At 55.4% G+C, this 20,234-nt stretch carries 21 protein-coding genes; 12 read left to right on the top strand and 9 right to left on the bottom strand.

The genetic code is table 11. The features are described 5' to 3' along the window. Nucleotides 1–39 precede the first annotated feature (39 nt). Complete coding sequence (locus tag QZ517_RS00420) at nucleotides 40–738, bottom strand: PAS domain-containing protein (RefSeq protein WP_294220256.1); 699 nt, start codon at nucleotides 736–738, stop codon at nucleotides 40–42. Between the two features lie 242 nt (nucleotides 739–980). Between QZ517_RS00420 and QZ517_RS00415 the strand changes: the two genes are divergently transcribed. The 11 genes from QZ517_RS00415 (at nucleotide 981) to QZ517_RS00365 (ending at nucleotide 11,836) form a co-directional block, all read left to right on the top strand. Further along, nucleotides 981–1,871, top strand: a complete 891-nt coding sequence (locus QZ517_RS00415; protein ID WP_294220254.1) for a YicC/YloC family endoribonuclease — start codon at nucleotides 981–983, stop codon at nucleotides 1,869–1,871. Between the two features lie 4 nt (nucleotides 1,872–1,875). After that, nucleotides 1,876–2,517, top strand: a complete 642-nt coding sequence (gmk, locus tag QZ517_RS00410; RefSeq protein ID WP_294220252.1) for a guanylate kinase — start codon at nucleotides 1,876–1,878, stop codon at nucleotides 2,515–2,517. Further along, entirely contained in the window at nucleotides 2,517–3,038 is a 522-nt protein-coding gene (locus QZ517_RS00405; RefSeq protein ID WP_294220250.1) for a gamma carbonic anhydrase family protein, read from the top strand. Before gmk ends, QZ517_RS00405 begins: the two co-directional genes overlap by 1 nt. A 120-nt stretch (nucleotides 3,039–3,158) precedes the next feature. Further along, the gene (locus QZ517_RS00400) at nucleotides 3,159–4,229 is read left to right on the top strand and encodes an ATP-binding protein (RefSeq protein WP_294220247.1); all 1,071 of its coding nucleotides are present in this window, start codon (nucleotides 3,159–3,161) and stop codon (nucleotides 4,227–4,229) included. Between the two features lie 140 nt (nucleotides 4,230–4,369). Next, nucleotides 4,370–5,422, top strand: a complete 1,053-nt coding sequence (locus QZ517_RS00395) for a substrate-binding domain-containing protein (RefSeq protein ID WP_294220245.1) — start codon at nucleotides 4,370–4,372, stop codon at nucleotides 5,420–5,422. Between the two features lie 68 nt (nucleotides 5,423–5,490). Next, a complete protein-coding gene (pstC, locus tag QZ517_RS00390) occupies nucleotides 5,491–6,963 on the top strand; it encodes a phosphate ABC transporter permease subunit PstC (protein WP_294220242.1) in 1,473 nt (490 codons plus the stop codon). Beyond that, nucleotides 6,960–8,300 carry a phosphate ABC transporter permease PstA gene (gene pstA / locus QZ517_RS00385; RefSeq protein WP_294220239.1) on the top strand — a complete coding sequence of 447 codons (1,341 nt, stop codon included), beginning with the start codon at nucleotides 6,960–6,962 and terminating at the stop codon, nucleotides 8,298–8,300. The genes pstC and pstA overlap by 4 nt, the downstream gene beginning before the upstream one ends. A gap of 16 nt (nucleotides 8,301–8,316) precedes the next feature. Beyond that, nucleotides 8,317–9,114, top strand: coding sequence for a phosphate ABC transporter ATP-binding protein PstB (gene pstB, locus QZ517_RS00380; RefSeq protein WP_294220236.1), 798 nt, complete (start codon nucleotides 8,317–8,319; stop codon nucleotides 9,112–9,114). 11 nt (nucleotides 9,115–9,125) lie between these two features. Next, on the top strand, nucleotides 9,126–9,821 hold the full coding sequence (phoU, locus tag QZ517_RS00375; RefSeq protein WP_294220232.1) for a phosphate signaling complex protein PhoU: 696 nt from the start codon (nucleotides 9,126–9,128) through the stop codon (nucleotides 9,819–9,821). A gap of 24 nt (nucleotides 9,822–9,845) precedes the next feature. After that, nucleotides 9,846–10,535 carry a phosphate regulon transcriptional regulator PhoB gene (phoB, locus tag QZ517_RS00370; protein ID WP_294220230.1) on the top strand — a complete coding sequence of 230 codons (690 nt, stop codon included), beginning with the start codon at nucleotides 9,846–9,848 and terminating at the stop codon, nucleotides 10,533–10,535. Nucleotides 10,536–11,071: 536 nt separating this feature from the next. Continuing rightward, entirely contained in the window at nucleotides 11,072–11,836 is a 765-nt protein-coding gene (locus tag QZ517_RS00365; protein ID WP_294220228.1) for a LuxR family transcriptional regulator, read from the top strand. A gap of 402 nt (nucleotides 11,837–12,238) precedes the next feature. Here the strand turns inward: QZ517_RS00365 and tsf are convergent, their stop codons facing one another. The 5 genes from tsf to QZ517_RS00340 form a co-directional block, all read right to left on the bottom strand. After that, nucleotides 12,239–13,114, bottom strand: coding sequence for a translation elongation factor Ts (tsf, locus tag QZ517_RS00360; protein ID WP_294220226.1), 876 nt, complete (start codon nucleotides 13,112–13,114; stop codon nucleotides 12,239–12,241). A 72-nt stretch (nucleotides 13,115–13,186) separates the two neighbouring features. Then, a complete protein-coding gene (gene rpsB, locus QZ517_RS00355; protein ID WP_294220224.1) occupies nucleotides 13,187–13,957 on the bottom strand; it encodes a 30S ribosomal protein S2 in 771 nt (256 codons plus the stop codon). Between the two features lie 189 nt (nucleotides 13,958–14,146). After that, nucleotides 14,147–14,974 carry a lysophospholipid acyltransferase family protein gene (locus tag QZ517_RS00350; RefSeq protein ID WP_294220222.1) on the bottom strand — a complete coding sequence of 276 codons (828 nt, stop codon included), beginning with the start codon at nucleotides 14,972–14,974 and terminating at the stop codon, nucleotides 14,147–14,149. Beyond that, nucleotides 14,971–15,750 (bottom strand): GNAT family N-acyltransferase, encoded by a 780-nt coding sequence (locus QZ517_RS00345; protein ID WP_294220221.1) that lies wholly within the window; start codon nucleotides 15,748–15,750, stop codon nucleotides 14,971–14,973. The genes QZ517_RS00350 and QZ517_RS00345 overlap by 4 nt, the downstream gene beginning before the upstream one ends. Before the next feature lie 122 nt (nucleotides 15,751–15,872). Next, entirely contained in the window at nucleotides 15,873–16,067 is a 195-nt protein-coding gene (locus tag QZ517_RS00340; RefSeq protein ID WP_294220218.1) for a DUF3553 domain-containing protein, read from the bottom strand. A gap of 29 nt (nucleotides 16,068–16,096) precedes the next feature. On the opposite strand from QZ517_RS00340, the gene QZ517_RS00335 reads away from it, so the two are divergent. Continuing rightward, on the top strand, nucleotides 16,097–16,693 hold the full coding sequence (locus QZ517_RS00335) for a histidine phosphotransferase family protein (protein WP_294220216.1): 597 nt from the start codon (nucleotides 16,097–16,099) through the stop codon (nucleotides 16,691–16,693). A gap of 53 nt (nucleotides 16,694–16,746) precedes the next feature. Here the strand turns inward: QZ517_RS00335 and QZ517_RS00330 are convergent, their stop codons facing one another. The 3 genes from QZ517_RS00330 to obgE are packed head-to-tail and all read right to left on the bottom strand — an operon-like array spanning nucleotide 16,747 to nucleotide 20,202. After that, entirely contained in the window at nucleotides 16,747–18,012 is a 1,266-nt protein-coding gene (locus QZ517_RS00330; RefSeq protein ID WP_294220215.1) for a glutamate-5-semialdehyde dehydrogenase, read from the bottom strand. A 43-nt stretch (nucleotides 18,013–18,055) separates the two neighbouring features. Further along, nucleotides 18,056–19,162, bottom strand: coding sequence for a glutamate 5-kinase (proB, locus tag QZ517_RS00325; RefSeq protein WP_294220212.1), 1,107 nt, complete (start codon nucleotides 19,160–19,162; stop codon nucleotides 18,056–18,058). Beyond that, nucleotides 19,150–20,202 carry a GTPase ObgE gene (gene obgE, locus QZ517_RS00320; RefSeq protein ID WP_294220210.1) on the bottom strand — a complete coding sequence of 351 codons (1,053 nt, stop codon included), beginning with the start codon at nucleotides 20,200–20,202 and terminating at the stop codon, nucleotides 19,150–19,152. Before obgE ends, proB begins: the two co-directional genes overlap by 13 nt. Nucleotides 20,203–20,234: the final 32 nt, after the last annotated feature.

Raw genomic sequence — 20,234 nt, 5'->3', positions numbered from 1 at the left:
GTAGACCCCGCCTTCTTTGTAAGAACAGAATGACGTCTTCTAGTCGTCCGACACAACCAACCGCAGATGCGAATGTTTTGTGGGTACAGTGCGTGATGCAGCTGGCGTTTTGGCGCTCTCTTGCGCTGGCTGAAACCCAGCCGGTGTGGTGATTTCAACTTTCTGAAGTTGCGGTGCAACCATGGTTTCTGACAGCGCATTTGTGCTTGGCATATCGATCCGGCGCAGGAAGCTGCCTTCCAGATCAAAGCGCTGTGGCGCACGACCCAAATCGCCGTCCACGGTGATTGCTCCGAGAATACGGTTCACTTCACCACTGTCAGAACGCAGCGGCAGCAACATCATTTCAGCGTTTAGGCCACTGCGGCGGAAGCCCCGGTTTGTGGTCATCTCAAGGCGGCCAATGGCCGGTGCCGCAAAAACTTTTTCCAGCGCCTGGCCGAAGCTGTCACGTGACGCTTCGTTGATCAGCGCAGACATCGGCATGCCGCGCATGTCCATGCCCATCACGTCGGTGAGTGTATTGCAGGACACCCGAAGGCGGGCCATACCCGGTGCGATGCGTTCGAGGATGAACGCGTGCTTGAGCACCTTTTGAATTTGGCGGGGATCCACGTCGCTGCGATAGGGCACTGGGTGACCGTCACGCAGACCGTCCCAGTAAGCTTTTACATCCTGCATTACGGCGATGCTGTGCACCTTGGCCGCGCTGGATTTTCCGTCACCAAATATTCTCATGCTCTTCCCCCCAAGGAAAAAACTCTACGTCTGAACTTTGAACCCAAACCTTCACCTTTGAGCCGGTTTTTTTGATGCCGTTTGCTCAAAGTCGTAAACAACTTATGAATCAGTTATCTCACATTTTATCGGATTTGCGATAAAAAATGATTTCAATGGTTAACCGGGTGCGCCGTTAACATTGCTCTTCGCGCAGGAATAGATTTAGCTGTTACGCAATTGGAATTGCTGGAGGACGTCCCATGCTGGAGTCGATGACCGGATATGCAAGCCTTAAGGGCGAGGGGCTCGGACACAGTTGGACGTGGGACCTGCGCAGTGTGAATGCCAAAGGGCTGGATTTGCGATTGCGAGTGCCAGACTGGATCGAAGGGCTGGAACCTGCTGTGCGCGGGGCTTTGTCCAAAGGCATGGCGCGGGGATCGGTAAACTTGTCCTTGCGCGTGATCCGCGACGATGAAACCGGCGCCTTGGCCGTGAATGTGGTGCAGGTGGAAGCGGTGCTCGCGGCCCTGCATGCGGTGGAAGAGCTTGCGATGAACAAAGGCATTTCGCTGGCGCCGTCCAAGGCCAGCGATTTATTGACCCACCGTGGCGTTATGGAACAGGCAGTGGATGACACCGATGGCAAGGCACTTTTGGTGGCGATTACGGCGCAGTTGCCAGACCTTCTAGCCAGCTTCAAGGACATGCGCATCACAGAAGGCGCTGCGCTGGAAGCCGTGATGAGCGACCAATTGGAACAGGTGTCAGACTTGACGCAACAAGCTGCCGAGGCGGCCGAAGCGCGTCGTGAAGAGGTGGCTGACACGCTGAAGTCCAATCTTGCTCGGGTTTTGGAGAACGCAGACGGGGTCGACGAAGGACGCGTGGCGCAGGAGCTGGCTATGCTGGCAGTGAAAGCTGACGTGATGGAAGAGCTGGACCGGCTGCGCGCGCATGTCTCAGCAGCACGAGAATTGATAGCCAAAGGCAGCCCTGTTGGGCGTAAGCTTGATTTCCTGATGCAGGAGTTCAATCGCGAAGCCAACACGCTGTGTTCCAAAGCACAGTCGGTGGATTTGACGCGGATAGGACTGGACCTCAAGGCTGTGATCGACCAGATGAGAGAGCAAGTTCAAAACGTGGAATAATCACATGACCCAGCGACGTGGCCTGCTCATCATTTTATCTTCTCCTTCTGGCGCGGGAAAATCCACGCTCGCGCGGCGGTTGATGGAATGGGATACCGGTTTGAGTTTTTCGATTTCCGCCACCACACGGTCACCACGCCCCGGCGAAGAACACGGTCGCGAGTATTACTTCCTGTCTGAGGACACATTCAAAGGGCAGGTGATTGACGGAGAAATGCTGGAGCATGCACACGTGTTTGGCAACTTCTACGGCTCGCCAGCGGGTCCGGTGCGCAAGACCATCGAAAATGGCAACGACGTATTGTTTGACGTGGACTGGCAGGGGGAAGCTCAGATCCGCAACTCCGATTTGGGCAAACACGCGCTGTCGATCTTTATCCTACCACCGTCAATCAAGGAGCTGCACCGCCGCCTGGTGAGCCGGGCACAGGACAGCGACGATGTGATCGACAAGCGGATGCAGAAGAGCTGGGACGAGATCAGCCACTGGCATTCTTATGACTATGTGCTGGTGAACGACGATCTGGAGGCCACCGAGGCTCAGCTTAAGACCATCATTGCCGCCGAACGCATGCGCCGCGAGCAGCAACCAGCACTGCAAGGCCATGTAAACGGGCTGCAAAGCGAATTTCAGGAGATGTCCTAATGCCGATGTATGAATTGGATGGTTTGACGCCAAAGCAGGACGACAGCAGCTGGGTGGCACCGGACGCCAATGTGATTGGCAATGTGGTGCTTGAGGCAGACACGTCGGTTTGGTTTGGCAGTACGCTGCGTGGGGACAATGAGACCATCACCGTGGGCGCGGGCTCTAACGTGCAAGAGAACACAGTGATGCACACCGATCCGGGTTATGCGCTGACCATTGGCAAGAATTGCACCATTGGCCATAAAGCTATGCTGCATGGCTGCGCGATTGGTGACAACAGTCTGATCGGCATGGGGGCCACCGTGCTCAATGGTGCAAAGATTGGTAAAAACTGTCTGATTGGGGCAGGGGCTTTGATCACCGAAGGCAAAGAAATCCCGGACGGCAGTCTGGTGATGGGTGCGCCTGGAAAAGTGGTGCGACAGCTGGATGATGATGCAATCATGGGCCTGACGATGTCCGCCAAGCACTACCAGGAAAACGCCAAACGTTTCAAAGCGGGGCTGCGCGAAGTTTGACGCGGCTTTTGAGCTCCTTGAGGCGCCCTGTCATAAAACCGTTACTGTAAAACGGTTTGAACCGTAGGGCTAAGTGCCTCTCGCTCGGTGGCGCAGGACGGAACGGACAGGAGCGGACCCATGCCGCATGATTTCTACAAGAGTTACCTGGAAGCAGTACCGCTGCCTGCAGTGCTGGTGAATTCGGAAGCGCGGATACTGGCCGGCAATGACGCAGCGGTGAAGCTCAACCCGCACGCCGCCGATGACCGACCGTTGATCCTGGTGTTTCGCCAACCCAGTCTGAACAGCGCGGTGGACGATTGTCTGCGAGACGGAAAAAGCCACAAGGCGATCTATGCGCACAGTGATGGGCCACAAGAGCACCGGTTTGATGTCACTGTGTCGCCGGTAGACCTGGCGGCGGCTACTGGCGGGGAGACTGCACCGGCGCCTTCTAATGGCGTAATGATCTGTTTTCAGGACGTCACAGAGATACAACAACTGGATCAGATGCGCCGCGAGTTTGTATCCAACGTGAGCCATGAGTTACGCACCCCCCTAACTGCCATCCTGGGGTTTGTGGAAACGCTTCAAGGCCCGGCTCGAAACGACACGGCAGCCACGGAGCGCTTTTTGGGCATCATGTCGGATGAAGCCAGCCGCATGAACCGATTGGTGGGCGATTTGCTTTCCTTAAGCCGGGTCGAAGAAGTCTCTCGTATGCGGCCCACCGACCCGGTGGATCTGGACCAAATCACCCGCGCGGTGATACGCAATCTCTCCGCTGTGAGCGCAGCAAGTGGTAGCACCGTGTCCTACTCCGGCCAATTTGGCACAGCCACGGTTGCGGGGGATGCGGATCAGCTCTTGCAGGTTGTCACAAACCTTGTTGAAAACGCTTTGAAGTACGGCGGCCAGAACACAGATGTGGAGATTTCACTGACACCCGTATGTGGCCACGGCGGCCTTAAAGGGGATGGGTATAAAATCGCAGTCAAAGACAACGGCCCTGGCATTGATCACATTCACATCGCCCGCCTGACGGAACGGTTTTACAGAATCGATTCCCACAGGTCGCGCGAAATGGGCGGCACTGGGCTGGGTCTGGCCATTGTAAAACACATCGTAAACCGCCACCGCGGACGGATTAAAATTGAAAGTGAGCTCGGAAAAGGCAGCGTTTTCAGTGTGGTACTGCCCGTCGAGTGACGTGCATTTTATAAAACTGCCACAAAAGAAAGGACATGTCACACGGCTGTTACATACGTGTCACAAAAGCTTTGATCAGACGCCTTAGACAGCGGCTCAAGACTGAGACAACACAGTCTGGATCAAATGGAGTTACACTTATGTCCGTCAAACTGACTGCCTCTGCTCTGGCCATCGCGGCCGTTGCTGCCACTTCTGCCGCCGCACGTGACCAAGTACAGGTCGCCGGTTCTTCCACCGTTTTGCCTTATGCCTCCATCGTGGCAGAAGCTTTTGGTGAAAACTTCGACTTCCCAACACCGGTTGTTGAATCCGGTGGATCTTCCGCGGGTCTGAAGCGCTTTTGTGAAGGTGTTGGCGAAAACACCATCGACGTGGCCAACGCCTCCCGCAAAATCAAAGACAAAGAAATTAAAGCTTGTGCCGAAGCTGGTGTGACCGACATCATCGAAGTGCGCATCGGCTATGATGGCATCGTGTTTGCCTCCGATATCAACGGAAACGAGTTTGCTTACACGCCTACCGATTGGTTCCTGGCGCTGTCCAACGAAATCCTCATGGACGGTCAAATGGTTGCCAACCCAAACAAAACCTGGGCCGACGTGAACGCGAACTTCCCAGCACAAGCGCTGCAAGCCTTTATCCCAGGCACCAAACACGGCACCCGTGAAGTGTTTGAAGACAAAGTGATCCTGGCGGGCTGTGAAGCCACCGGCGCATTTGACGTGCTGCTGGCGGCGGCCGAAGGCGACACCGACAAAGCCAAGCACAAAGCGGCCGAAAAAGCCTGTATCTCCCTGCGCACCGATGGTGTGTCCGTGGACATCGACGGCGACTACACGGAGACCCTGGCGCGCATTGAAAGCAACAAAGACGGCATCGGTGTCTTTGGTCTGGCGTTCTATGAGAACAACACTGACAAGCTGCAGGTTGCGACCATGTCCGGCATCGTGCCATCCACCGAGAGCATCGCAACCGGTGAGTATCCTGTGTCCCGTCCGCTGTTCTTCTACGTGAAGAAAGCCCACATTGGCGTGATCCCAGGCCTGAAAGAATACGCAGAATTCTTCATCGCTGACGAGATCGCTGGCGAAGATGGCCCGCTCGCGGAATACGGTTTGGTGTCTGACCCAGAGCTGACCGACACTCAGAACGCCGTTGCGGACGAAGCCGTGCTTGGCTCCAACATGTAATCTCACTTTGACCGGGCGGCACGACGGTTCGTGCCGCCCGGTTACCTCCTGAACAAAGGCGCCCACAGATGCCACTTTCCTGGCTAGTCCTGATAATTCTCGCCCTTGCCGCGGCGGGGTATTTTATTGGACGGATACGTGTTTTGAAATTGGCGGGGGGCGAAATACGCGCTCTGCACAGCTTACCGATTTACTACGGCACCAATGTTGCACTGAGCGTGGCTGTGCCTGCGCTTGCTGTGCTGCTTGTGTGGCTTTTGGCACAACCTACACTGATAGAACGCACAATCACCGGCATGATCACGCCGGAGATGATCCCGGACGGCTCCAACCTGAATCTAGTGATGTCAGACGTGCGCCGTGTGGCGGATGGTCTGAACACAGCGATTTCCAGTGGCGCGATGCCTGTGGCCGAAGTGGACGCTATGGACGCAACTGTGGTTGATGTGCGCGCCAAACTAGGCGCGTTGGGCGTGGCCCTGGGGCAAGACGTGCGTCCAGAAGTTCTGGCCGCTGCCAAATCTTATCGCAGTGCAGCAGTTACCGGGAACGCACTGCGCGCGTTTGTTGTGTTGGCCTTGGCACTGGTTGGATTTGTGGTTTCGATGAGTAAAACCAAACCAGACTTTCGCGCTCGCAATGTGGTGGAACGGGCAGTCTTGGCATTTTTGATGGGCGCAGCCTCTCTGGCAATTCTAACCACCGTGGGCATCGTGCTGTCGATGCTGTTTGAGACCATCAACTTCTTTGGTCTGCATGACTGGCGTGACTTCTTCTTTGGCACCACCTGGGCGCCAAACTTCCGTGGCGACAGTGAGCTGTCGATCCTGCCACTTCTGTGGGGCACGCTCTATATCTCCTTCATCGCGCTGCTGGTCGCGGTGCCGGTAGGGCTCTTTGCTGCGATTTACCTCTCGGAATACGCAGGGCCCAAAACCCGCGCTATCGCCAAGCCGCTTTTGGAAATTCTCGCGGGTATCCCAACCATTGTTTATGGTCTATTTGCGCTGCTGACAGTGGGGCCACTGCTGGTGAATATGTTTGGCCAAAGCGGCTCGCTTGGCCTTGGCTGGATGAGCGGCGCCACCTCGGTTCTGACCGCCGGTGTGGTGATGGGTATTATGCTGATCCCATTTGTGAGCTCTCTCTCGGACGACATCATCAACGCGGTGCCGCAAACCATGCGTGATGGCTCACTTGGCCTTGGTGCAACACCGAGCGAAACCATCCGTCAGGTGGTGATCCCAGCGGCGCTGCCTGGTATTGTGGGCGCGATACTGCTGGCCGCCTCGCGCGCAATTGGAGAAACCATGATTGTGGTGATGGGGGCAGGGGCCATTGCCAAATTTTCGGCCAACCCGTTTGAAAGCATGACCACCATCACCACCCGGATCGTGAGCCAATTGACCGGCGACGGCGACTTTGCCAGCCCGGAAACGCTTGTGGCCTTTGCCCTTGGCCTCTCTCTCTTTGTTCTGACCCTCGGCCTCAATGTGCTGGCGCTCTACATCGTGCGCAAATATCGGGAGCAATACGAATGACCGACGCCTCGCAACCCACCGTTCCAAACAGCTCTCTGCACATATTGGATGCGCGCACCAAACGCCGCAACGCCGCCGAAAGCCGGTTTAAGCTCTACGGTATGATTGCCATTGGCATTGGCCTTCTGATGCTTGTGACACTGCTCACCACCATCCTATCCAAAGGCACCGGTGCCTTTACGCAAACTTTTGTGACCATGGAAGTCGAGTTATTGGAGAGCAAGCTGGATAAGACTGGTGAGCGCGATCTGGAGAAGATCAAGAAGGTGACCACCTTCGGGTATGCTCCGCTGATCAAAACAGCGTTTGAACAAACTGTGGAGACCCACGGCATTGACACTGATCTCAAATCCAAAACCATGGCGAAGATCCTGTCCAAGTCGGCTGCGAGCCAACTGCGCGACTACGTGATCTCTAACCCGGATCAGATTGGTCAGACCATCGAATTCCGCTTCCTCGCCAACAGCCGCGTAGACGGCTACATGAAAGGTCGCGTGACCCGTGACAGCATTGCCAATGATAAGAACATCACTGCGGCTCAACTGGATTTTGTAGATCAGTTGATCGAGGTTGGCGCGTTAAAGAAAACCTTCAACATTGATTTCATCATTGGTGCCGATGCGTCCGATCAGCGCCCGGAGGCCGCCGGCATTGGCGTCGCGATGATGGGATCTCTGTTCATGATGCTTGTGGTATTGGCTTTGGCCTTGCCCATTGGGGTCGCGGCCTCGATCTATCTTGAAGAATTTGCGCCCAAGAACTGGATCACAGACATCATCGAGGTGAATATTTCCAATCTCGCTGCGGTGCCGTCGATTGTGTTTGGTATTCTGGGGCTGGCGGTTTTCATCAACTACATGCACCTGCCGCAATCCGCGCCTCTAGTCGGTGGTCTGGTGCTGACCTTGATGACCTTGCCCACCATCATCATCTCAACCCGTGCCGCGCTTAAAGCGGTGCCGCCAAGCATCCGCGATGCGGCGCTGGGGGTAGGGGCCTCCAAAATGCAGGCAGTGTTCCACCACGTGCTGCCTCTGGCCGCGCCTGGTATCTTGACCGGCACGATCATTGGTCTGGCGCAGGCGTTGGGCGAAACCGCGCCTCTGCTTCTCATTGGCATGATCGGCTTCATTGCCTCCAACATGCCAGGCACGGTGGGCGAGGGCCTTCTGTCTCCCAATTCTGCCATGCCTGCCCAAATCTACGAATGGGCTAAGCGGGCTGACCCGGCCTTTTACGAACGCGCCTGGGGCGGGATCATCATTCTCTTGATCTTCCTCATCTCAATGAACACTCTTGCAGTACTCCTGCGCCGCCGGTTTGAACGCCGTTGGTAAGCGAAGGAACTCTCTCATGTATGACACTGAAAAACTGGGGACCGACGTGAACCAGACCAATACCAAAATCTCCGCCCGCAACGTGCAGGTGTACTATGGCGACACCCACGCGATCAAAGACGTGAACGTGGATATCGATGCAAAATCTGTGACAGCTTTCATTGGCCCGTCAGGATGCGGCAAATCTACTTTCCTGCGCTGTATCAACCGGATGAACGACACAATTGATGTGTGTCGTGTCAAAGGTGACATCACAATTGATGGCGAAGACATCTATGATAAACGGGTTGATCCGGTGCAGCTGCGCGCCAAGGTTGGCATGGTGTTTCAGAAGCCCAACCCTTTCCCAAAGTCGATTTATGACAACATCGCTTACGGGCCGCGCATCCATGGTTTGGCAAAGAACAAAGCCGACCTTGATGAAATCGTTGAAAAATCCCTGCGTCGCGGGGCAATTTGGAATGAGGTAAAGGACCGTTTGCATGCACCGGGCACCGGATTGTCTGGTGGTCAACAGCAGCGTCTGTGCATCGCGCGCGCCGTAGCAACCGAGCCGGAAGTGCTGTTGATGGATGAGCCATGTTCAGCGCTGGACCCAATTGCCACAGCACAAGTTGAAGAACTCATCGATGAGCTGCGCGACCAGTTTTCTGTGGTGATTGTAACCCACTCAATGCAGCAAGCGGCCCGCGTCAGCCAAAAGACAGCCTTCTTCCACCTCGGCAATTTGGTGGAATACGGCGACACCTCGCAGATTTTCACAACCCCCAAAGATGAACGCACCGAAAGCTACATCACCGGCCGGATCGGCTAAGGAGAGAGACCATGAACGACCAACATATTGTGTCCGCCTTTGACCGGGATCTGGAAGGCATTCAGGCCCATGTGATGAAAATGGGGGGTCTTGTTGAAGCAGCGATTGGCGAGGCGGCCAACGCCATGGTGGCCCGGGATCAAGAGCTTGCTGAGCAGGTGAGGGCGGCCGACAAAGCCATTGATGCGCTGGAAGAATTGATCAACGAACGCTGCGCCAACTTGATTGCTTTGCGGGCACCAGCAGCGGTGGATTTGCGCGTTGTTCTGTCGGTGATGAAGATCGCCGGCAACCTGGAACGCATTGGCGACTATGCGAAAAATATGGCCAAGCGGACCTCTGTTCTGGTGCATATGGAGCAGGTAGAGGGCGCGCATGCTTCGCTCAAACGCATGGCCCATGAAGTACAGTTAATGCTGAAAGATGTGCTGGATGCATTTATTCAGCGGGATAAGGACTTGGCGCGGGACGTGCTGGAGCGCGACGAAGGCGTGGACCAGATGTACAACGCATTGTTCCGTGAATTCCTGACTTTCATGATGGAAGATCCACGCTACATAACCCCCTGTATGCATCTGCATTTTATGGCCAAAAACACCGAACGCATGGGCGACCATGTCACCGCAATTGCCGAACAGGTCGTCTATTTAGTGACAGGCGCGATGCCTGATGAAGCCCGCCCCAAAGCCACCCGGCTGGATGCCTAACGGCGCAATTTGAGGATAAAGACGATGGCAAAAGATCATCCCACCGTTCTCGTGGTTGAAGACGAACCGGCGCAGCGCGAGGTTCTCAGCTACAACCTGCAGGCCGAAGGCTTTGATGTGGAATCCGCAGCAGACGGCGACACCGCACTGATGATGGTACAAGAAGTGCAACCGGACATTATTGTGCTCGACTGGATGTTGCCCGGAACATCCGGCATTGAAATCTGTCGGCGCCTTAAGACCCGCACCGAGACGCAAAACATTCCAGTGATTATGTTGTCTGCGCGCTCCGAAGAAGTAGACCGCGTCCGGGGACTGGAAACTGGAGCGGACGACTACGTTGTAAAACCCTATTCTGTGATGGAACTGATGGCGCGCGTGCGCAACCAGCTTCGGCGGGTTCGGCCATCGGCTGTGGGTCAAACGTTGACTTATGAGGACATCGTGCTGGATGCAGAGACACACCGTGTGGCGCGCGGTGAAAACGCGTTAAGGCTTGGGCCCACAGAATTCCGTTTGTTGGCGACTTTTATGGAGAAGCCAGGCCGTGTTTGGAGCCGAGAGCAGTTGCTGGACCGCGTATGGGGCAGGGATATCTACGTCGACAGTCGCACAGTGGACGTGCACATTGGCCGCTTGCGCAAAGCGCTGTGTCTGCATGGTGGAAACGATCCACTGCGGACCGTGCGCGGCGCAGGATACGCGCTGGGATAGGTTTTTATCACAATGACTTAAGAGGCGTTATTCAACTTCTTTTTGACCCGAGGTTGGGCATGGCCCGAAAAACCATGTCCAACTACACCCGACGGGAACGTCAAATCCATTTCAAGTGGGGCTCACACAGAAGCCCACAAGCGTCACATCGGATTGCCTGTGTTTGGCGAAATGCCCGTGCGTAGGGTTCGAAATCTCACAAACAATACACGCATAATAAGTATTATGTTGCCTTTGCCCACGTAACCTCGACATTACCTCAACCACCTTCAAGTCCTCACTGCCGACATTGTGCATCCAAACCGCAGGAACGCGGAGATTTGCGTGCACACATTTAGGCAATGCTACAAATCTTGTGCATCACCTACCGGATAGAGACAGCGACCACACCTATAGACATCTCACACGTGTCTACGGTAACATCATAGCAGTTCATGGGGATGAGCTGTGCGTTAGGATACCCCCCAAAATGTTCTGTTTTAGATCTGCCACCTCTGGCTGAGCAGATTAGTGTTATGTTTAAAAAGAAGGTCACGATGGACGACACGATCGACTACATCGAAGAAGTGATGAACCAAACAAGCCTTGAAGCGCTTTGGGATTTGCATTGTGCCAAATTGAACACGCTTGGTTTTGACAAAATTATTTACGGTTATACAAACTACCGCAGCGGTATGTCGCTGGGAGATGTGGCGGACTTTTTTATTCTTTCGACCTATGACCGTGATTATATTGACCAGTTCATTGGTGGCGGATTGTACTTCAACGGCCCCATGATGAAGTGGACACTGGAAAATACGGGCGCACAAAGTTGGCGTTTGGCACGCGAAGCCTATGAGACGGACGAGCTGACCGAGAAACAACGTGCGGTGTTTGAGTTTAACCAGGCGTACGGCCTTGTGGCTGGATATACCGTGAGTTTTCCAACGGTGTCTTCACGCACCAAAGGCGCAATCTCTTTGGGCGCCCGCGAAGGCGTGACCCAAGAAGCCCTTGATGCGCTTTGGGAAAAACGTGGCCGGGAAATCACCATGATCAACAATGTCGCGCACCTTAAAATCCAGTCCCTGCCCTACGCCAATCCTGAGCGTGAATTGACCAATCGCCAGCGCGAGGTGCTGGAGTGGGTTGGAGACGGCAAGACAATTCAGGATATTGCGCTCCTAATTGGGCGAACGCCAGCCACCGTTGAAAAGCATTTGCGCCTTGCGCGGGATGCGATGAACGTGGAGACAACAGCGCAAGCTTTGCTCAAGGCGTCCTTCATGAAGCAAATCTACTTGCTAGAAGGCCCCAACTGACGCATAATAGCGTCACTAGTATGGTATCCCTGACTTGTTGGTTAAGTGTCAGAATGTCAAAATGGCATTGTTCCGTGAGTGGTGGCTTTGGCCTTTGGAACATATCGACTTTGACCTTCGCAATATCGAAGCTCTCTGGGTCGACCGGTAATCAGCCCGGTGTTGGTGATCGGCTTATTTGAGCCAGGAACTGACATTTTTCGGTGGTCTCCCCATCCCCATGTTTTGGAGACCTGAGAAAAGGACGACGTCATCTTCGGATGGCGTCGTTTTTTTATGCGAGAAATTGCGGCGCGGCTCTCGCAGAGTTTTTTCCGATACGACACTGTGTGGCGACGCAACAACGAAAAACGCCGCCCAATCAACAGATTGGACGGCGTTCAAAACTGTCAGCGGTTGGGCTTAGCCCTGAGCGACTTTGGCCACTTCTGCTGCGAAGTCTTCTTCTTTCTTCTCGATGCCTTCGCCCACTTCCATGCGGACGTAAGCTACGATCTCTGCACCGGCTTCTTTGGCAGCTGCTGCAACCGTCAGATCCGGGTTGATCACGAAGTTCTGGCCCAGGAGGGTCACTTCAGCCAAGAATTTCTTCATACGACCAACGATCATCTTCTCGATCACCTGCTCCGGCTTGCCGGATTCACGTGCGATTTCGATCTGAACGTTGCGCTCTTTTTCAACAACGGCCGCGTCCAGGTCTGCTTCAGACAAGGACTGTGGGTTGGCTGCCGCAATGTGCATCGCAACCTGCTTGGCAAAGCCTTCGTCGCCGCCTTTCAGCGCCACAAGAACACCGATTTTGCCCATGCCATCGGTCGCCGGGTTGTGCACATAAGACGTGACAACGTCGCCTTCAACGGACGCCATACGACGTACGGACATGTTTTCACCGATAGTGGCCACCGCTGCAGTCACGGTTTCTTCGACGGTTTTACCGCCCAGATCCGCCGTTTTCAGCGCGTCAACATCGGACACGGTCAATGCCGCACCTGCGATGGAAGACACCATTGCCTGGAAGTCGGCGTTTTTGCCAACAAAGTCGGTTTCAGAGTTCACCTCAACGGCGACACCTTTGCCACCGTCAACCTTCACGGCCACCAGGCCTTCGGCTGCAGTACGGCCGGATTTTTTGGCCGCTTTGGCGAGACCCTTGGTGCGCAGCCAATCGATTGCTGCGTCCGCGTCGCCATTGGTTTCGGTCAACGCTTTTTTTGCGTCCATCATGCCTGCGCCAGTCATTTCGCGCAGTTCTTTAACCATTGCTGCTGTGATCGCCATCTTAGGCTCTCCTCGTCAGAATTGGGAATGTGGGGGCGGGTCCACCCTGCCCCCATGTCAGTCTTGGAACGCTTACGCGCCTGCGGCTGCTTCTTCGACAACGGCTTCTTCAACCGGTGCTTCGAATTCGCCCAGATCCACGCCAGCGGCGCCCAGCTGTGCGGTCATGCCGTCCAGTGCAGCGCGGGAAACCAGATCACAGTACAGGGTGATGGCGCGGGATGCGTCGTCGTTGCCTGGGATGATGTAGTCAACGCCGTCTGGGGAGCAGTTGGTGTCAACGATAGCCACAACCGGGATGCCCAGCTTGTTGGCTTCGGCAATGGCCAGTGCTTCTTTTTTCACGTCGATGACGAACAGCAGGTCAGGAACGCCGCCCATGTCGCGGATACCGCCGAGAGACGCTTGAAGCTTCTCTTGGTCACGCTCGATGCCCAGACGCTCTTTCTTGGTCAGGCCTTCGGCGCCGGAAGACAGCTTCTCGTCGATCTCTTTCAGACGGTTGATGGACTGAGACACGGTTTTCCAGTTGGTCAGCGTGCCGCCGAGCCAGCGGTGGTTCATGTAGTACTGCGCGGATTTCTCTGCAGCGTCTGCGATCGGCGCTGCGGCCTGACGCTTGGTGCCAACGAAGAGAACGCGGCCGCCTTTTGCAACGGTGTCACGCACTGCGTTCAGAGCTGCGTCCAGCATTGGAACAGTCTGGGTCAGGTCCATGATGTGGATGCCGTTGCGGGAGCCGTAGATGAACGGGCCCATGCGTGGGTTCCAGCGCTGTGTTTGGTGACCAAAGTGAACACCAGCTTCAAGCAGCTGACGCATGGAGAACTCAGGAAGAGCCATGTGATATTTCCTTTTCCGGTTTACGCCTTGGCGGGGTGAAGTGAGAGCAGATGCTCCAACCGGCGGATTGACAGGGATGTCTCCCCTGCCCGACCCAAACCCCGCCTGCGGGTTTGAATGCCGCGCGTTTACAATAGGAAATGCAAGTGCGCAAGGGGGCAGAGCCTACAAAACACAGGGCGAAGGCATTTAGTCTAGCCGGGCCTTCAGGCTGGCGCGAATTTGGTCTTCGGCGGACTTGGCCAAAACCTTGCGATTTGTGAAATCTGCCACCCTCAAAGGCGGATGATAAACGACTTCAACGCGGCCTTGGTGCCGCGCGGCCAAAGTGGTCAGAAGGTGAGGACCAAACTCCATATCCCCCCACCATCCGTAAAAACGGGCCTCTGCACCCTTGGGGGCTTGATAATGGACCGTGACGGGCTGGATCAGCATATAGTCCTTTAGGCGTGGATCAAAAAACGCCTCAAAAAGCGTTGTTTTGAATGGCAGAACCCGCAAACTGTCACTGCTTGTCCCTTCGGGAAAGAATAGCAATTGGTGACCCGCGAGAAGTCGATCTTCAAAGATTTTTTTCTGCGCATGGGCATCTCTGCGGTCTCGCCGGATGAAAACAGTGCCAGTTGCGCGAGCCAGCCAGCCGATACCCGGCCATTTGGCCACTTCAGCCTTGGATACGAAGTAGACCTGCTGCGCCGCATTCAGCGAAAAGATGTCCAACCACGACGAATGATTGGCCACAACTGCGCCGCGATCGCGAATGGGCGTGCCCTGCACTTCAAAACGAATGCCCATCAATCGGAAGGCGCTGCGACAAACAAATTGAGTGATGTAAGGTGTCCACGGACGGCGCAGGCCAAAGATCGGCTTTTCGATCAGACGCAGGAACAGCAAAAGCAACAAGCACCCAAACACCAAGACCGCCAACGGTAAGCCACGCAGAATAATCCGCATAACGTTGCCGACACCAAGTTTCAGTGGTTGAGGATAGCCATCTTCACTTTCCCAGACACTCACAGGCTGCGTTCCTTTGTATAAAGGGCGCGGTTTTTCTCATTCATTCGAGCAGTGTCCAAAATCAGACATACGTCAGTGGTGTTGAACGCATGATCCAAGTAAGCCCCCTCGCCTACAAAACCGCCGAGGCGCAGATAAGCTTTTATCAAGGGCGGCACAGCCAACATGGCAGCGCGGCGATCAATCATATTCTCGGAGATTAACTCCATGGATTGAAACACATCCGGCTGCGCCGAAGTCCGGATGTCCGCGGGCGCAAGATGGCGATTGTGCAGCAGCGACAGGGGCTGCGCCAAAGCGTCGACATCAGTGCCGTGGAAACTTGCAACGCCAAACAGGACCTCAATCTCATATTCAGCCACGTAGCTTGCCAACGCGTTCCAAAGATGGAACATGGCCGCGCCGCCGCGGTAGTCTTCGTGCAGACACGACCGGCCAAGTTCCAGCAACTTGCGGCCAGAGGCCTTTAACACACTGAGGTCATACTCATCCTCAGAGTAAAACCGTCCAATCTTAGCCGCCGCATCATCCCGCAGCACACGGTAGACCCCGACAACCTGATCTATCGGCGCGGCTTCCAGCGCTGAATCAATCAAAACAAGGTGGTCAAAATGTGGATCAAATCGATCCACTTCCAGCCGTGCATCGTGATCCACCAGAGGGCCCGAACCGCCCAATTCTTCGACAAACACACAATACCGTAGGCGTTGGGCTGCCTGTAGCTCTTCTGCACTTGCAGCAAGCTTAACTTTAAATTTTGGGGTATGCGCGCTCATTCGGAGGCAGGTTCCTCTTTGTTTGCAGGCGTTTTAGGCCGCGCATCGGCGAAAATCAACCACATGCCAAGCAACTGATCTGTTGACGATTTCCGACACTCGTGCACTATTTGTTAACCAAATTACGTCTCTGTGGCGGGCATCAACAGAACACGTGATCCATCAATCACGACCTTGCCGGCCTCTCGGAAGTTCACGGTTATTTTGCCGCGGATGTTGGACTGAACCTGCCCAAGCCCCCAATCGGGTTGCGCGGGATGGGTTACCAACATACCAGGTTCGAGGAAGGCGTTGAGGTCAGAATTTGGATCGCTCATCAGGCGCTCATGCAGTAAAGGAAAGTTGCATGTCACATAATACGGATTTCGCAGCATTGGTAGGGTCTCGGATCTGCCACGATTTGATCAGCCCAGTTGGCGCCATCGGCAACGGGTTGGAATTGATTGGGTTGACCGGCGACGCAAAAGGCCCGGAGATGGAAATGATCTCCGACAGTGTGAACAACGCCAATGCGCGTATTCGCCTGTTCCGCGTGGCGTTTGGCCAACCCAGCGACGCTCAGATGGTTGGAGAAGCTGAAATTCAATCCATCATTCAAGGTCTGGCCCCAAGCTCCCGCGTATCGACTTACTGGGAAGTTGAGGGCGCAGTATCCCGCTCAGAGCTGCGTCTCGCATTTTTGGCAATGATGTGTTTTGACACGTCGATGCCGTTTGGCGGCACCGTGACCGTGACCAAAGACGGTGACACATGGCTGTTGCTGGCGGAAACTGAAAAACTGCGCGCGGATACCGCTCTCTGGGACCCTGTTTCAAAAGGCGACATTCCTGCCGATCTTGCACCGGCACAGGTGCAGTTTGGCCTGTTGCCGCAAGGCGCGGCGTTGCTGGACCGTGACTTGGCGGTACAAATCACCGACGTCAGTCTGGAAGTGACTTTCTAAACAAAAAAAAGGCGCCCAACCAGGCGCCTTTTTTCATTTGGGAATAGTCAACTCTATGTGCGCGTGACGCCGTCACCTTCGACCAGGTATTTAAAGCTGGTCAACTGAGCGGCCCCCACTGGTCCGCGGGCGTGCATTTTGCCCGTTGCTATTCCGATCTCCGCGCCCATACCAAATTCGCCGCCATCAGCAAATTGTGTGGAGGCATTGCGCATCAAGATGGCACTGTCGAGCCGTTCAAAGAAGCGTGCGGCTGTGGCATCATCTTCCGTCAGGATACAGTCCGTGTGGTTGGAGCCGTATTGACGGATGTGAGCAATTGCGCCATCGACGTCCGACACCACTTTGGCCGCAATATCCATATCAAGATATTCCTTACCCCAATCCTCGGTAGTGGCGTCCGTGGTTCCGGCGACCTTGGCCAGCGTTTCATCCGCATGCACGCGCACACCTGCGTCGAGCAACATCTGGATCAGCGCAGATCCCAAGCTCTCAACCAGGCTTTCATGGATCAGAAGACACTCCGCCGCACCACAAATACCGGTGCGCCGGGTCTTAGCATTCAACACCACATCCATGGCTTTCTGAGGATCAGCAGCGGCATCCACATAAACATGCACAATGCCTTCAAGATGCGCAAAGACCGGCACCCGTGCTTCGCGCTGCACCAGACCAACCAAGCCCTTGCCGCCACGGGGCACAATCACGTCAACTGTGTCGATCATAGTCAGAAGTTCCTGTACCGCGGCCCGATCTCGGGTTGGCACCAGTTGGATGGCCGCTTCGGGCAGTCCAACGGATTTCAAGCCTTCTACCAAACACGCGTGAATCGCACTTGAGCTGTGAAAACTCTCGGAACCGCCGCGCAGGATCACGGCATTGCCGGACTTCAGACACAGTGCCCCCGCATCAGCGGTTACGTTTGGGCGGCTTTCATAGATCACGCCTACCACTCCCAAAGGCGTGCGCACCCGGCGGATGTTGATCCCGGAAGGCATGTCCCATGCGGTCAGCACTTCGCCAACCGGATCATCCTGTGCAGCCACGGTGCGCAAGCCCGTAACAATGCCCTGGATGCGGTCTTCATCGAGCATCAAGCGGTCCATCATTGCATCTGACAGACCCTTATTGCGGCCAAAGTCCAGATCCTTTTCGTTGGCCTCGATGATCTCGGCACGGCGGGCCCAAACCGCATCTGCGGCGGCCTCCAGCGCAGCACGTTTGCTTTCCGGCGGAGCAAAGGCCAGCTCTGCGCTTGCAGCTTTGGCTTGTGTGCCAATCTGCGTCATCAGGGCGGGGATGTCTGCGATGTCTTTCATCGATTCAGTCCTTTGCTAAGGTTGGATAATAGTTAGAAGATGCTTATAGGGCCAGATCGTCCCGGTGAATGAGCGCAGCGCGGCCTGGGTAGCCCAGAATGGGTTCAATCTCGCGGCTGTGGCGCCCTTTGATCTGATCTGCTTCCAAGCTTGAGTAAGCGGCAAGCCCCTGCCCCAAACGATGGCCAAAGGCGTCGCGGATCTCGATCGGATCGCCACGGCTGAAGTCGCCGTTCACGGCGGTGACACCGGCAGGCAAGAGGCTTTTACCGGAGGTCAAGGCATTGGCCGCGCCTGTATCTACGACCAGCGCGCCTTGCGGCTTCATCGATGTGATCCAGCGTTTACGAGCCAGTTGCGGGGTGCCATGCGCCAGAAACCATGTTGCGTTGGCGCCTTTTTCCAGTGCCTGAATTGGTCGCAGAGCGGAGCCTTCGGTGATGGCCATCGCACAGCCGCCAGCCGTCGCTGTCTTGGCTGCCATGAGTTTGGTGATCATGCCGCCTTTGGAGAGACCGGACACGCCTTCTCCTGCCATGTCTTCGATTTCTGGGGTGATCTCTTCAATCACCTCAAAACGCTTGGCCGCCGGATCAGTCATGGGATTTGCGGAGTAAAAGCCATCCACGTCAGAGAGCAGGATCAAAGTGTCCGCACCTGTGGTCAACGCAATTTGAGCCGCCAGTCGGTCATTGTCACCGTAGCGGATTTCATCGGTCGCGACGGTGTCATTTTCATTCACAATAGGCACAACACCCAGAGTGAGCAATTGGTCCAGTGTGGCGCGAGAATTGAGATACCTCCGACGGTTAGCACTGTCTTCTAAGGTTACAAGAACCTGCGCCGTGGTGATCTCATACGGGGCAAGCGCCTCCTCATAAGCCCGCGCAAGTCGGATTTGCCCCACCGCGGCCGCTGCTTGAGATTGGTCCAGAGACAAGTCGGCATTGGGCAGATTTAAGGCGCGGCGCCCCAATGCAATTGAGCCTGAAGAGACCAAAACAACATCGGTGCCGCGTGCTTTCAGCATGGCGACATCTTCCGCCAATGCCTTCAACCAATCTGCTTTCAATAGCCCTGAGGTCCGATCAACCAGCAGCGCCGACCCGATTTTGATTACAACCCGTTTTGCGTCTTTTAGGGTCGCCACGGTGCCTCTTCCTCATCAGAATCGGCGGCCTCTTCGATTTTCTGGCGCACGCGATCATCATCAATTTGCGCCCGCAACGCCCGCAGCACCTCAGTGGTGCCTTCATGGCTGGCACCCGACATCAGCAGCACTTCACCGCCAACCACTGCTTCAAGCTCTTCCTTGAGGAACGCGCGTTCTTCGGCGTCCAAACTGTCAATTTTGTTCAGCACCGTCACGCGAGGCTTATCGGCCAGAATATCAGCGTAGTTGGTGATCTCTTTCACAATGGTCTTGTAATCTTCGAGCAAAGTACCGGAGGTGCCATCCACCAGATGCAACAAAACTGCGCACCGTTCTACGTGGCCCAAAAAGAGGTCACCTAGACCCCTGCCCTCGCTGGCACCTTCGATGAGTCCCGGAATATCAGCCACCACAAATTCCACACCGTCCACGCCGACGACTCCGAGGTTTGGGTGCAGAGTCGTGAATGGATAGTCCGCAATTTTAGGGCGCGCATTGGATGTTGCCGCCAAGAAGGTCGATTTGCCGGCGTTGGGCAAGCCCAACAGGCCAACATCCGCGATCAGCTTCAAACGCAGCCAGATGGTGCGCTCTACACCTGCTTGCCCAGGGTTGGCGCGACGGGGTGCTTGGTTTGTGGAAGACTTGAAGTGCAAGTTACCAAAGCCACCGTTGCCGCCTTTGGCAAGCAACACCCGCTGACCAACCTCAGTCAAATCAGCAACCACAGTTTCCTGATCTTCGTCCAGAATCTCCGTGCCCACAGGCACCCGCAAGATGATGTCGTCTCCGGTTTTGCCAGTACGCTGATTGCCCATACCGGGCTGGCCGGACTTGGCAAAGAAGTGCTGCTGATAACGGAAGTCAATCAGCGTGTTCAGCCCGTCAACCGCTTCGGCCCAAACATAGCCGCCGTTGCCGCCGTCGCCGCCATCAGGGCCGCCGTATTCGATGTATTTTTCGCGCCGGAAAGAGACACAACCGCCCCCACCACCGCCGGAACGGATGTAGACTTTGGCAAGGTCGAGGAATTTCATGTCATTTGTCCTTTTGCGGCGCGTGATGCGCT

Origin of the sequence: uncultured Shimia sp. (assembly GCF_913054185.1) — a bacterium.
GTDB lineage: Bacteria > Pseudomonadota > Alphaproteobacteria > Rhodobacterales > Rhodobacteraceae > Shimia.
The sequence above is the reverse complement of the archived record's forward strand: the minus strand, read 5'-3'. Positions and strand labels throughout refer to the sequence as shown.